Annotated in this window: 11 protein-coding genes; 3 read left to right on the forward strand and 8 right to left on the reverse strand. The window is 38.3% G+C overall.

Features of this window, described 5'->3' with window-relative positions; all coding sequences use genetic code 11:
* Positions 1 to 109: 109 nt before the first annotated feature.
* Together A5868_RS08365 and A5868_RS08370 are read right to left on the reverse strand one after the other, a co-directional pair.
* Positions 110 to 907 (reverse strand): ankyrin repeat domain-containing protein, encoded by a 798-nt coding sequence (locus tag A5868_RS08365; RefSeq protein WP_176281294.1) that lies wholly within the window; start codon positions 905 to 907, stop codon positions 110 to 112.
* Between the two features lie 30 nt (positions 908 to 937).
* Positions 938 to 1,327: a tautomerase family protein gene (locus A5868_RS08370; protein WP_086303787.1), complete on the reverse strand. Its 390-nt coding sequence runs from the start codon at positions 1,325 to 1,327 to the stop codon at positions 938 to 940.
* Between the two features lie 253 nt (positions 1,328 to 1,580).
* On the opposite strand from A5868_RS08370, the gene A5868_RS08375 reads away from it, so the two are divergent.
* The gene (locus A5868_RS08375; RefSeq protein WP_086303786.1) at positions 1,581 to 3,680 is read left to right on the forward strand and encodes an LTA synthase family protein; all 2,100 of its coding nucleotides are present in this window, start codon (positions 1,581 to 1,583) and stop codon (positions 3,678 to 3,680) included.
* A 90-nt stretch (positions 3,681 to 3,770) separates the two neighbouring features.
* Here the strand turns inward: A5868_RS08375 and A5868_RS08380 are convergent, their stop codons facing one another.
* The 6 genes from A5868_RS08380 to A5868_RS08405 all read right to left on the reverse strand — a co-directional run bounded on the left by A5868_RS08380 (position 3,771) and on the right by A5868_RS08405 (position 12,766).
* Positions 3,771 to 5,063, reverse strand: coding sequence for an ISL3 family transposase (locus A5868_RS08380; protein ID WP_087654148.1), 1,293 nt, complete (start codon positions 5,061 to 5,063; stop codon positions 3,771 to 3,773).
* Positions 5,064 to 5,225: 162 nt separating this feature from the next.
* A complete protein-coding gene (locus tag A5868_RS08385) occupies positions 5,226 to 7,118 on the reverse strand; it encodes an endonuclease MutS2 (protein ID WP_086303784.1) in 1,893 nt (630 codons plus the stop codon).
* A 402-nt stretch (positions 7,119 to 7,520) separates the two neighbouring features.
* Positions 7,521 to 9,401: an asparagine synthase (glutamine-hydrolyzing) gene (gene asnB / locus A5868_RS08390; RefSeq protein WP_086303783.1), complete on the reverse strand. Its 1,881-nt coding sequence runs from the start codon at positions 9,399 to 9,401 to the stop codon at positions 7,521 to 7,523.
* Positions 9,402 to 9,634: 233 nt separating this feature from the next.
* Positions 9,635 to 10,663 carry a hypothetical protein gene (locus A5868_RS08395; protein WP_086303782.1) on the reverse strand — a complete coding sequence of 343 codons (1,029 nt, stop codon included), beginning with the start codon at positions 10,661 to 10,663 and terminating at the stop codon, positions 9,635 to 9,637.
* Positions 10,664 to 11,512 (reverse strand): hypothetical protein, encoded by an 849-nt coding sequence (locus tag A5868_RS08400; protein WP_086303781.1) that lies wholly within the window; start codon positions 11,510 to 11,512, stop codon positions 10,664 to 10,666. It abuts the gene before it with no gap.
* Between the two features lie 216 nt (positions 11,513 to 11,728).
* Complete coding sequence (locus A5868_RS08405) at positions 11,729 to 12,766, reverse strand: DUF1002 domain-containing protein (RefSeq protein ID WP_086303780.1); 1,038 nt, start codon at positions 12,764 to 12,766, stop codon at positions 11,729 to 11,731.
* A 175-nt stretch (positions 12,767 to 12,941) separates the two neighbouring features.
* On the opposite strand from A5868_RS08405, the gene A5868_RS08410 reads away from it, so the two are divergent.
* The gene (locus tag A5868_RS08410; protein WP_086303779.1) at positions 12,942 to 13,124 is read left to right on the forward strand and encodes a hypothetical protein; all 183 of its coding nucleotides are present in this window, start codon (positions 12,942 to 12,944) and stop codon (positions 13,122 to 13,124) included.
* Positions 13,114 to 13,467 (forward strand): IS66 family insertion sequence element accessory protein TnpB, encoded by a 354-nt coding sequence (gene tnpB, locus A5868_RS08415; protein WP_086303778.1) that lies wholly within the window; start codon positions 13,114 to 13,116, stop codon positions 13,465 to 13,467. Before A5868_RS08410 ends, tnpB begins: the two co-directional genes overlap by 11 nt.
* Positions 13,468 to 13,583 lie beyond the last annotated feature (116 nt).

The following is a 13,583-nucleotide window of genomic DNA, read 5'->3' on the forward strand; positions in this document are numbered from 1 at the left end:
GTTTTATACTATGTAACTTTGTTTAATGTATATTATGTAAACTAAAATAAAAAATTTAAAGCTGACTGAATTTAGTCTGCTTTAAATCTAGTAATAGAAATGAATCCGTTTATCGTTTGCTTTCTTGCAGCATCTTGGACATATTGCCATAACCCAACTCATGGGCATAATCTTTTGCGGATTTGCCATAATTATCTTTGATATCTGGATCTGCACCGTGTTTAAGTAATTCTGAGACAATATCTTGGTAAACTTGCGAACCGTCTCTTAATGCAACAGCTTCAATCAACGCTGTGTATCCATAGTTGTTTTGATGATTGATGTTCACATTTCCATCCGCTAACAGCAATTTTACATTCTCGAGATGGCCTTTTTCAGCAGCTGGAATCAACGCATTGCCACCAAAACGATTTGTGATTTGTTGATTCGGCTGACTATGTGACAACATATATGACAAAATTTCAGTTCTACCTTCTGCGCCAGCATAAAGATACGCGCTGTCTTTCTTAGCATCCTGCTTGTTGACATCAGCTCCAGCGTCTATCAGGAGTTTTGCGAGATCGATTTGATTATTATGAACCGCAATCAGTAAAGGGGTTTCTCCATTCGCGTTCACTTCATCGATCAAATTTGGGCTTGATTTTAAGATTTCGGTCACTTTTGCTGTATCATTTGCTGATACGGATTGAATCAGGCTTCCTGGTACGTTTGTCATTGACTGTTCCTCCTTTGATTGTGTTGTGTTCGTCGAAGAAACGAGTGACGAAGTAGAATCTTTCGTTGTTGTTGATTTAGAAACTGCTTTTTCAGTAGATGATGAGCTATTTGCTGCGTTATTATTTTGTGATGCTTGTTGGCAGCCACTCAAAACAAATAATAAAGCTGTAATTGCTAATATTTTTTTCAAGAGCCTCCTCCTTCTCTATAAATATTGTGTTTATAATTCACCTGTTAAAAATTGAGCCTTCCCAAAACCGAAGCTCCAATCCTCATCCGAGTTGACTGTCAAATTGATCATGACATCTTCAGCTCTTATTCCGACCTGCTCATTTAATTCCCGAACTAATTCTGAATAGAAGGCTTTTTTCTCGTCTGTTGTTCGTGGTCGAGTCGTCAAGCTGAAAACAAGTACTTGGTTCGTCCGATCGAACCCTAACCCCGTGTCTAAAATTTGCATTTCGTGAGGTTCATGCTGTGTAACTATCTGATAGCGATCCCCCGATGGTGCGTGAAACGTTTCTAACATCACGTGATAAGAGATATCCAGGATTTCTTTGATCTCCTCATCTGTGCGTCCTTTGATCATATCGATTTTCATTAACGGCATTAGAGCTTCCCCCTTTATTGTATTCGCTGATTATATCATTTTGAAAATCGTTCAGTGAAATGGAAGCTCTCACCTTCAAAAGACTAAAGAAATTCTTCAAAAGTCATTGATTCTTAAGAATTATTTATATTCGGATTAAAATCTGTTTGGGATATTGGTATATCAGCATTTTTGACTGGGTTCAGTTTGACCTTCGCTCGAAAAACCGATAAACTATTTAAGAATATGGAAAATAACTCTAAGGAGCATGCAAATGTCTCATTTAAAAAAATATAGTCAGTTTATTAAAACACGAATTGGTTTTTTCAGTTTATTGCTTGGTTTATTATGGCTGAAAAATATGTTTGCCTATGTCATTGATTTTCATTTAGGCATACAAAGTCTTATGCAATTTATTATTTTGATTGTAAATCCATTGAGCGTCTCTATGTTATTGCTCAGCATTGGGCTATTTATCAAACGATCGAAAGTCGCGTATGGAACCCTTTTTGTCATCTATGCGCTGCTGACCATTTGGCTCTTTTCAAATGCAGTGTATTACCGTGAATTTACAGATTTCATTACGATCAATACGATGTTGGGCGCGGGTCAGGTTTCCACCGGTTTAGGTGAAAGTGCTGTTCGTCTCTTTCGTTGGTATGATGTGTTTTACATTTTAGATTTGATTGTAATCCCACTTCTATTGTTCAAAAAGAAGATTCCTATAGCAGACGATTATCCAAGATTTCGACAGGCGGCGGCTTTATCAGCACTTTCTCTCTTGATCGGAAGTGGAAATATTTTCTTAGCCGAGATCGATCGCTCTGGCCTGCTGAGTCGGCAATTTTCTCGTGAATATTTAGTAAAATACTTAGGTGTTAATGCCTTTACCCTTTATGACAGTTACCAAACATATCAAAATAACCAAATCCGCGCAGAAGCTAGCCCAAATGATTTGAAGGAAGTACAGAGTTATGTGAAAGACCATTATGCAAAACCGAATGATTCAATGTTCGGCGTTGCTAAGGGAAAGAATGTTGTCTACATTCATCTGGAAAGCTTCCAGCAGTTTTTACTGGATTATCAGCTTACAGATGAAAATGGCGTCAATCATACAGTGACCCCTTTCTTAAATAGTCTTTATCACGGGGAAAGTACCTATAGCTTTGATAATTTCTTCCATCAAGTCAAAGCCGGCAAAACATCTGACGCTGAAACGTTGATGGAAAATTCCTTGTTTGGTCTAAACCAAGGGGCATTATTTACGCAAATGGGTGATAAGAATACTTTTGAAGCAGCACCGAATATTTTAAAACAAAAAGCGGATTATACGTCAGCCGTGTTCCATGGTCATTCAGCTTCTTTCTGGAACCGCGACAAAACATACAAGCATTTAGGATTCGACTATTTCTTTGATTCTTCTTATTACGATATCAACGATGACAATTCGTTTCAATATGGCATGCATGACAAACCATTCTTGAATCAATCTGTTCAATATTTAGAACATTTACAGCAGCCTTTTTATGCCAAATTTATTACGGTTTCAAATCACTATCCTTATTCTCGCTTTAAAAACGAAGAAGACGGCTTTCCATTAGCGAATACGAAGGATGAAACGATCAATGGGTACTTTGCTACAGCCAACTATTTAGATACAGCGTTAAAGGAATTCTTTGATTACATGAAAGCCAGCGGTCTATATGACGACTCGATCTTTGTACTGTATGGCGATCATTACGGAATTTCTAACACACGAAATAAAGATTTGGCGCCGTTATTAGGAAAAGATTCGGATACGTGGACTGATTATGACAATGCGCAATTGCAGCGTGTTCCTTTTATGATTCATGTACCTGGTGTGACAAATGGCGGTATCAATCATACTTATGGCGGCCAAGTAGATGCTCTCCCTACTCTGCTTCATTTATTAGGGCTTGATTCGAAAAATTATTTGCAATTAGGGCAAGATTTATTCTCGGCAGACCACAAGCAGGTCGTTGCTTTTCGTGATGGTGATTTTGTTACCCCTGAATATACATTCTATGGCGGCAAAGTGTATGACAATCAAACCGCTCAAGTCATTAGCGAACCAACACCTGAGCAGGAGAAATTATTTGTCGAGCTCAATCAAGATGTTGATCAGCAATTGATCACTTCTGATAAAATCACGAATGGTGATCTGTTAAGGTATTACCAAGATAGCGGATTGACCTCTATTAATCCAAATGACTTTGACTACCGTGATCAAAAGGCCAGATTAGAAGAAATCGAGCGCCAAAAGGGAGCAAATTCTTCTAGTCTGTATAGTGAAAACAATCAAAAGTCAACGGTTGGTCTTTATAAGACGAAAACCTATCAGCAATACGAATAATTCAAACAGACCTCCAAATTTTATGGCTCTTCGTCAAATCGTGTTGGTGGAGACCAATCTGAATAAAAGATAGTCTATGTGCGGCGCGATTTAAGCGCCGCATATTTTATTGTTTTCAAAGATCAATCCTTGTTGTAAATAGATTCGCGCGCGAAAATTATAGAAATTTCGATAGCCAAATGCGATCCGTTTGATCAACTTGATTTTATTGTTTAGTCCTTCGGTCACACCGTTAGACAACGTCACCTTAAATGCATTCGCAATACCTGCGTTGTATTTTTTGAAAACCTTAAATTTCTTTTTAAACGATTGAGGCAAACACGGATTCATTTCTTTCAAGGTTTCTTGAAAGCCTTCGGTATCTCTTTTTGAGAAGTAATAACGTAAAAGTTGGACAAAATTATAGGCGGTTCGTAATTCCTCGTTCTCACTCAACAGTTCATCGATTATTTCCGTCTGACTAAGCTCTTTTTTGAACAGTCGGTGATACTGCCGTTTGAACGGCTCAAGCTTGTCGGAGTCTTTTAATAATAATTTCCAATATCGTTTAAGACGGCGGTATTTCCTTTGATTTTCGGAAGTAGAAGTGCGGAAGCGATTCATGACCTGTATCCGTAATTGATTAAAACTGCGATTGATGTGCTGCACGATATGAAAGCGATCGGTGACGATCTCGGCATTTGGAAACACGGTTTTTAGCAGTTGGTTATAGCTGGCGTTCATGTCCATCACAAGATAGTTTACTTTCAAGCGCGCCTTTCTTGGAAAACGCATGAAGTATTGTGTCAGTTTAACTAATCGGCGATCTTCCAGAATGGTGAACAAGCGATTCGTTGTCCCGTCAACACAAATAAAGCTCATAGCTCCAGAAACGGATTTCATTGATTTAAATTCATCCATACATAAAACGGTCGGCAGGTAGTTTTGGTTCGGCTGATAATCCTTTGTCGCCTCTCTTAAAATTCGAGCAACGGTACTATCGGAAACAAAGTACTTCTTTGCGATCAATTTTCGTGATTGGTTTTCGAATAATTCTACTAATATTGCCTGTTTGAGTTCCTTTGTCAGTTGATGATGCTCATCCACTAAGTCCGTTTTCGCAGAAAACGTTGATCCGCAATCATGGCAAAGATAACGGCTACGTTTTAATTCTAAAATAGTCAGCCTTTCTTTGAACTTCAACATCTGTGAGTTCGTTAGATAAGAGCCATTACGAATGATGCGCACAGAGCCGCATTGTAGGCAATGAGAAAAACGATTCGTCAAATTTCCTTTGATGATTTGAGCATTCACGCCTTTGTATTTCCTTTCTTCCAACCAATCATCACCGAAAAACAAATTTTTATCTGTTAAACCAAGTAATTTTCTAGTAGTATTATCCATTGAGAGACTCCTTTGGTAGGGTATGTTTTAGTCGACTAAATTTTACCAAATGTGAGTCTCTTTTTGATTTGAAGATAAGAAAAAAGTGTTGGTAGAAAATCGACTTCGATTTTCCACCAACACAAAATATTATAGAGCCAATTTTATTGGAGGTCTGTTTTTTTAGTTTTGTTGTCTTTTCAGCGCTTCATTTCTCAATTTGCGTTGTGCTTTTTTTGATCCACGATCAATGTCTCGTCGTTCCTTCCGAACGTGGAAATCTTCGAATAGGGTTTCAAGGTAATATTCTGCCGGATAAAGCTCTGCCGCTCGAAATTCAAGTGCGATTCGTCGTTTCGGAACTTCAATAAATTCTCCGTCGAGATACACCTTTACGTTCTCCGAGAGAGGTATTTCCTGATAAACTAGCGCAGATGTTTGTTTTTCTAATAAAAATACCTTGTCTCCTTTGTAATAATTTTTTTCGACAGTCTCTGATTTTTCATTTTTAGCATTACATTTCTTTTTCACGCTTATTTTATTCAGATCATACGTACGATCTGAAAAGTAACGTTGTGCCTTCCCGAGAATTTGATCGGAAATAGCCATTTTTTTCGCAATCCATAGCGCATTGCTTTCCCCCGTTTGGCCAATCAATAACCGATACTTCGGAGTTAAATGCTCTGCGTCAAAATCCATAGCTGCTGTAATAAAATCTGGGTGCAGCTCTGCAAATCGTTTAATCTCTCCGTAGTGCGTCGTCGTGATCAATATGCTGCCCTTTTGATAGAACTCTTCCATGATCGCAATCGCGAGTGCAGCCCCTTCGTTTGGTTCTGTTCCGCTGCCCAGCTCATCCAATAAGATCAAACTATTTTTTCGAGTCACTCGAAGAATCTCAGAAATGTTTTGCATATGACCAGAAAATGTACTTAAAGCATTTTCTATACTCTGGGCGTCGCCTATGTCAACGAATAGTTGATCGAAAATTGCGATTTCTGTGCCCTCTTTTGCCGGGATCTGCAAGCCAATCATCGTCATCAGACTCATGAGTGCAACAGTCTTTAATACGACCGTTTTCCCCCCTGCGTTCGGACCAGTGATCGTTAAGCCGCGATATGTTTTCCCAATCGTTAGATCAAGAGGCACAGCCTTCTCAATTAATGGATGAGTTGCCGCACGTAAATGAATATAGCCATCGTCATTTAGTTTAGGCGTGATCCCTTTTAACTCTCGACTGAATTTTCCTCGAGCAAAAATGTGGTCAAACTCTGCAATGATATCAATATTTTGATGAATCGCAGGCAAAGCTTCTGACAGAATGCCTGTTAACGTTGCTAAGATTTGATAAACTTCGGATTCTTCAATCATTTTATGATAAACCAATTGCTCATTCCAGCGACTAACACTGTTAGGCTCTATATATGCCGTAGTCCCTTTACTAGAAAGCTCAACAATGGTTCCTTTAACTTGCTTCTTATAGGACGATTTGATCGGTACAGTAAATACGTCATTTCGTTTTGTAATGATTGCTTCTTGTAATTTTTCTTTATTTTGGCGAATAAATTTTTTCAGCAGGTCCTGAATTTTGTCTTCCGTCTCAGCAATATCGCGTCTTGCTCTTCGTAATTCTCTGCTTGCGTCATCAATGATTCGACCATTTCGAATCACCTGATAGATCTCTTCTTCAATCTCATGAAAATCATTCAGTCCTTGACCATAACGATTTAACAGCGGAGCAATGCTTTGATTTTTTTCAAAGAATTGCCGAATCAAGCGCAGACTCCGTAAAAAATCTGCGTATTCCATAAGCTCCTGTGGCGTAAGAACAAACCCTTTTTCAAGTTGATTGGTCACATGTTCGATGCTTTGCAGTCCCATAAATGGCACGTGAAGATTACTATCAAGCAATTGCCTTGCTTCCGTCGTTTCAGTCAATCTTTTTTCTACAACAGACAGCTTTGAATGCGGCTGCGTGTCAGCAATTCGTCTTTTCCCAAAGCTGCTGATGGCGTAACTGCTTAGTTGATGTTTAATATCGGTAAATTGTGTTTTAATGTATGTTTCGTTTGTCATTTGTCTCTTCCTTTCGATCGAAGAGATACCTATTCCAGCTAGGAAACTTAATAAGAAATATTATTGAACTGAGCACTCCATTTAAAAGCAACTAATTCTTCTAACGTGAAGATTTCATCATCCTCTTACGTTAACGATCCCATTGGATATGCTGAAACGCACATCGGAAGTCGCAAAAAAAGCTGTGAAGATTCCTCTTCACAGCTTGAGTTCAATATCAGCAGCGTTGATAGGTATCATCTAATTTGGCACGCGAAATAAACCTGTACGAACAGAAATTTTTCGCTATTAAGTTACTCCAAATTAAATAATTACACTCACCAAGACACCTCATAATGATTATTAAGTTTCCTTAGAATCAGTCTAACGTGACAAATTAAATTTGTCAAATTGGCTGAAGCTTTACACGATCGTTGCCGGTACTGGTTTTACCCCATCATTGATGAAGTATACTTGGTACCATGTCAAGAAGGTATAGATCGTCCAAATCTTACGACGACCATCCGCTGTTCCAGCGAAGTTGTCATCCAATAGTTTCACGATTTTTTCTTGATCGAAGAATTCTTTTACAAACTCTTGAGTGAACACGTCACGTACGACCTTGTAATATTTCTCTTCACGCAACCAGTCTTTAATAGGAACTGGGAAGCCAAGTTTTTCACGATTGTACCATTCTTCTGGTAAGTGACGCGCAGCAGCCTGACGGAATGCGTATTTTGTATTTTCAGCATTGATCAAATATTTTGTAGGAACGATTTCAGACACCTTCATTAGTTCTTTGTCTAATAATGGTACCCGAACTTCCAAAGAGCTAGCCATGGATAATTTATCAGCTTTCAATAAAATGTCTTTTGGCATCCATTGGTGCATATCTAGATACTGCATTTTTTTGATTTCAGACATGTCCTGAACTTTTTCATAATGCACATCCACGATGTCTTTGATCGTAGGACTTTGCTGGAATTCTGGTTGCAAGTATGCCGCTGCTTCGTCTTCTTCAAAAACTTTGGCTTGACCAATAAAGAATTCTTCAGCCGGTGCTAAAGAGGTATACAAGTGCAACGCACCTTTAAAGGTTTTGCCTTTTAATCCCTTAGCGATCGAGTAGCGCATGCCTTTTGGTAATTTTTTCAAGCCTTCAGCAACGACTTTCACTGCTTTTGACTTCGTATTCATCCCATACGCCTGATAACCAGCAAATAATTCATCTGCCCCTTCACCACTTAGTGCGACACGTACATCTCGACTAGCAAGTTCTGCCAAGAAATACAATGGAACACACGAAGGGTTTGAGTCTGGCTCATCCAAATGATATTGGATCAATGGGAAGTATTCAAACGCTTCATCTCCAGTAACGACGCGAGACGTATTGTTTAAATCAATCAAATCAGCTAATTTCTTTGCTTCAATTGATTCATTATAAGACTTGTCGCCAAAACCAATCGAATAAGAATGTTCTGGTCTCAAGACAGCAGTAACATAACTCGAATCAACACCTGAAGACAAGAAGGAGCCAACTTCAACGTCTGCGATTCGATGGGCTTCGACTGATTTCACAACCGTGTCATCAATCAACTCAACCGTTTCTTCCAGCGTCATAGTCGTTTCTTGTTCTTTCACGTCCCAATATTGTTGAATATCTAATTTTCCATCTTTATAAATGAAGTAATGTCCTTCTTTGATACGGTAAACATTTTTAAAGAAGGTCTCATCCAAAGCAGAATATTGGAAGGTCATGTATGGCTTCAAAGCTTCCTTATTTAGTTCCTTCACAAAATTTGGATGTTGTAAAAAGCTCTTGATCTCAGAACCGTACATAAACGTACCATTCATCAAAGCATAATAAAGCGGCTTGATCCCGAAATGATCACGGGCACCGAAAAGTTCTTGTTTTTTAGTATCCCAAATCACGAAGGCAAACATTCCACGGATTTTTTGTAATAAATCCACTCCGTATTCTTCATACCCATGTAATAATACTTCTGTATCAGCATGCGTTGTAAAAATATGTCCTTTAGCAATCAGATCTTCACGAATGCTTTGATAGTTGTAGATTTCACCATTGAATGTGATGATTTTCGTCTCATCTTCATTTTTGATTGGCTGCGTCCCACCTTCAAGGTCAATGATGCTCAGACGACGGAAACCCAGAGCGGCCCCTTGATCAATAAATTGTCCCGCACTATTTGGTCCACGGTGAACAATCGTATCCATCATATTTTTAACAATTTGTTCTTTTTGCGTTGTATTTGAACGATCAATAAATCCTACAATTCCACACACAATCTCTACCCTCTTTCAAACATGGTAAACTGATACTCTTTCATATCAACTTTCAAAGTATATCATAGGATTAAATTAGTTTCACGAGTTGACGCAATTTCCCTTTAAAAACACCATTAAAAATTAATTTTTTCCAAAGGGAAATACTTATTTCTCACTCTTTATAAAAGTGAAACACAAAAAAGTGCTGCACCAATTTTTATATGGCGCAACACTCGTTGTTTCATTTCGATTTAATCAGTAATCGTCAACGGAACTAAGAATGGATAGCTCCCAAAAAACTCAATCAAGGATTTATTTTTTCGATCGGTGTTCAATTGCAAACTGCTCACCTGATTTTCGTTGTTTTGGTTGATTGTTACTGTCTGATTGCCATCTAAAACAATCAAGTAACTGGCTTCATCGATCTTTTTGAAATCATAATTTTCATTGTTCATCGTAGTAATGAAAATTTTGTCCAATACATCGGTCGGTGTCGTATGGTGAAGATCTACAGCAACATCTAGCGGCTGACTGTTGTCTAATAGATTTTCGTCAAAATCAAACCCAAGGTCCTTCATATGAGCCATGACATCGTTCATCTCACGACTGAACATTGAATTTTGACCACTCGTATAAATATGTTTGTTGTAGCAATCTTTTAGTAAAGTTAAAACTGCATCATTAAGAACGCGAACGCTCATGGTCGCAGGATATACTTCCATCAATTTGATCTTTTCACTGCGGAATCTGCCATCAGATGTCGGCATCATGAAACTAAAATTGATTTCATTTGTACTGGTCAATCGATAAGAAAGATTAAAATGCTTGCTTTCCCAAGTTGAAAATTCATTTGTGGAAAGATGCAATTCATGGTTCTGCAACGGTTTGATTAATTCAAAGGTGAAATATTCTAGCAGCGCGCCCTTAGCGATCGCTGAAGCAGAAAGTGATTCTTCAATAAAAATTTTCTTAAAATAATCAAGTAATGTAGGAAAATCAGATTCCATCAAAACCTTTCTGAATTTCAAATCAGCAATCTCTTTTTCCGCATCATCGATCAAGTTCAATAGATCTTGATAATTTTCTTCACGGTTATCGTAATAATTCAAGGATGAATCGCTCATAGGCTTCGTTTGAGGTGAGGATTTGAATTCCTCGGCTGCTTCACCGTTGCTGTCTTCAGGATGGAGAATCTCTTTTTCTTTAATATTCAACCCGGGCTCCTCGGAATCGACTAATGTATCATAGATTTGATTGATTTTGTTTTTTTCTTCAGTCATTTATTCCGCCCCCTTAGTTAAAAAATCATGGATAAAGTTCTCCAGTGCAGCATCCATTTCTTCTAATCCACCAAATCGTTTCTTGATTATACGCAATTCTTTTAGTGCGATAGCTTGTTCTAAAGAAAGGTCCGCAATTCGATTTTTAATTTCGATTTTTTTCGATTCTCCGGACAATTGATCTCCAACAAACGGTGTCCATTGACCGCGTTGCTGTTTTAAATCAACCAGCTTATCATTGATCTCGTCAATCTCTTCTTCGATCTTTTTCCGGTTCATGAAGCTTTTTGATTCTTCTAGCTCTGCTTTAAGTTTTTCCTGATGCGCAATTTTTCCGCTCAATTCTCGCAATTCGGATTGCGCAGCGATCGTTTTTGCATCAAAATCATCTTGTTGGTTTTCAAACTCAGTTAAGCGCTCTTTGTACTCTCCTTTTAAAACGCGTTCCCATTGTTCGCGAATCTCAGGGAGTATTTTAATCGTCGGTTGTGTGGCATCTACTTGCAGTACCGCACGATCTCGATAGTAACTGCCTATTTGATAATTTAACAAAATAGGAGAGACGACATCCCGCATGATCATAAATGGGAACGTCCGTTGAATCTCCTGATCCAATTTACTTGTCAAGAAATTATCAATTTCATGATTGGCATTGCTTGATTGTTGAATTGCAGGAGGCAGTTCATTCCAATATATTTGATACACATCGCCCATGTGCTCGGCTTTCATTGCCTCTTCTAATCGCTTGATCTGCCCCATCAACCCACCTAACACATCGGAAGCAGATTCCTTCACTGAATCGAAGGATGTATCAGTTTGAAGTTCTTCCTGTTTTTCTGGAGTCTCCATCTAAGACCCTCCTTTATTTTTTTGATTAATAATATAATAAATATTACCATATTTATTCTTGATTCAATTCGAAAAAGAAATGAAGCGCCATTTTCATGTTAGAATTGAAACCCACTCCTCCATTTTACCCTAGCATGACCGTAATGATAAGTATAAACTGTTAGAGAAAGTAAAAAAAGATTGTGTCCTTGTTAAAAAATGACACAATCTTTTTAATTAATTTGTTAATCCACTAAAAAATCCTTTGATTTGTTGCCATAGATTTGTAAAGAATCCTTGATTGTCTTCCAACGTACCCTTTAAGGAATCTCCAAATTTCCCTAATTGATCCGATACTTTATTGACTGTTCCTTTAAAATCGCTGCTGATCTTGTCCAATTGTTCGATAGATTCTTTATCTAAGACACCGTCTGTTGTTTGGTATTTTTGAGCCAATCCAACCAATTTATTGATGTCGTCCTTTGTGACGTATTGAGACAAATTGTTTTTTTCCAGTGCATCATTGACGATTTTTTCAACATCAGCTTTTGTCGCTAATTCTCCTTGTTTCTCTTTCAAATCAGCAAGCTCTTTTTTTATATCGACCAACGTCTGATTTAATTGCGCCTTATACGCTTCATCCGCCTTTTCCTTTTCGCTGTCTGATAAGTTTTGATTTTGGCTTTGCTCATTGGCTTTATTCACGACAGATTGTGAGACATCCGAGGTCGTGTCCAATTCAGTTTGTGCCAGCTGAGCACGTTGCGGATCAACGGTTTCCCCATTTGACTCAAAGGCTTTATAAACGCCCGTCAAAGCACTTTCTCCCGTTACCTTTACCACACTGGCTACTTTAACGGTCGCATCAGTAATCCCTGCTGTAACCAGAGGATTCTTGTATTGATCAGCCGTAATTTGTGTGATGTTTTGCGGGGTCAAAATTTGAACATCGATTCCTTTCCCTTGATCCTCGCGATTGACAACTACCGAGCTCAACATCACGCTGTCATCCCCACTGCCATAGCCTAAGTATTTGACTAAATCTGCTCCTGTGGCAGTTTCCATCTTCACGTTCGTTTGATTGATGCTTAATTTATTCATTGTTTCATTTAGTTGTTGTTGATTTAATCCAGCTCCGGCCACAAAGGTTGGTTTGCCCCAGCGCTCATTGATTGCACCATCATTGGATTCTGCATGGGCAGTTGTTTGCTTGAACATTCCAACGCCCAATGATAGTCCTATGCCTGCTAATACTGCGTATTTATATAATTTCATTATCGTGCCTCCTGTATCTTGATAGTCATATTCTAGCTGATTTTCATTCTTTTGCTTAATCAGAACCTTTTCTTTAAGCAATTATTTAGTAAGCGCCGTATACCAGAGTACCTAAAAACAAAGTCCACCTTCGATTATACTTTGAGTACAAAGAAAAATCGGAGGTGGTTTCTTTATGAAGGAAAACCGAGAAGTGGTTCAAATCGCTTTAGAAAAACAAACGTCCAATAAACGAGTGGCACCGGCAAAAGTTGCGGTGAGAATTAAGACTGACTCACAAGATATTTTTGTGTACAACGGTGCGAGTCACTATCTCGTACAAACTGTATTGAAAGAATTGATGCCTCATGTTTCTTGATTACAAACAAGTTAACCATCTGTTCATCGTTTGTGGAAAGACAGACTTACGTAAAGGAATTGATGGACTCGCGTCCATTGTTCAACACGAATATCAGTTAGATGTGTACGACAATGCCCTCTTTCTTTTTTGTGGTGGTCGACAAGATCGTTTCAAAATGTTGTATTACGATAAAGACGGTTTTCTTCTTTTATACAAACGATTAGATCAAGGAAAATTACGATGGCCAAGAACAAAAAAAGAAGTTCGCTGTCTCACGCACCAACAAATTCGTTGGCTATTAGAGGGCTTGAGTATTGATCAGCCACGAGCAATTCGTGCAGGAAAACAAGGTGTATTCTAGTCGAAAGAAAGAAGATGGGAAATGCAAGAAACGTTGATTTCATGCGATTTACATCTTTTTTTTTTAGTATGTTCATGGTATAATAATAACATCAAAAACAAACAGAAAGTGGTGTA

The sequence above is a fragment of the Enterococcus sp. 12F9_DIV0723 genome (genome assembly GCF_002174375.1).
Lineage (GTDB): Bacteria > Bacillota > Bacilli > Lactobacillales > Enterococcaceae > Enterococcus_A > Enterococcus_A gilvus.

Coding starts and splice junctions, on each gene's coding strand:
- A5868_RS08370 (WP_086303787.1), bottom strand. CDS start 1,327: ATGCCGTTAATGAAAATCGATATGATCAAAGGACGCACAGATGAGGAG.
- A5868_RS08375 (WP_086303786.1), top strand. CDS start 1,581: ATGTCTCATTTAAAAAAATATAGTCAGTTTATTAAAACACGAATTGGT.
- A5868_RS08380 (WP_087654148.1), bottom strand. CDS start 5,063: ATGGATAATACTACTAGAAAATTACTTGGTTTAACAGATAAAAATTTG.
- A5868_RS08385 (WP_086303784.1), bottom strand. CDS start 7,118: ATGACAAACGAAACATACATTAAAACACAATTTACCGATATTAAACAT.
- A5868_RS08395 (WP_086303782.1), bottom strand. CDS start 10,663: ATGACTGAAGAAAAAAACAAAATCAATCAAATCTATGATACATTAGTC.
- A5868_RS08400 (WP_086303781.1), bottom strand. CDS start 11,512: ATGGAGACTCCAGAAAAACAGGAAGAACTTCAAACTGATACATCCTTC.
- A5868_RS08405 (WP_086303780.1), bottom strand. CDS start 12,766: ATGAAATTATATAAATACGCAGTATTAGCAGGCATAGGACTATCATTG.
- A5868_RS08410 (WP_086303779.1), top strand. CDS start 12,942: ATGAAGGAAAACCGAGAAGTGGTTCAAATCGCTTTAGAAAAACAAACG.
- tnpB (WP_086303778.1), top strand. CDS start 13,114: ATGTTTCTTGATTACAAACAAGTTAACCATCTGTTCATCGTTTGTGGA.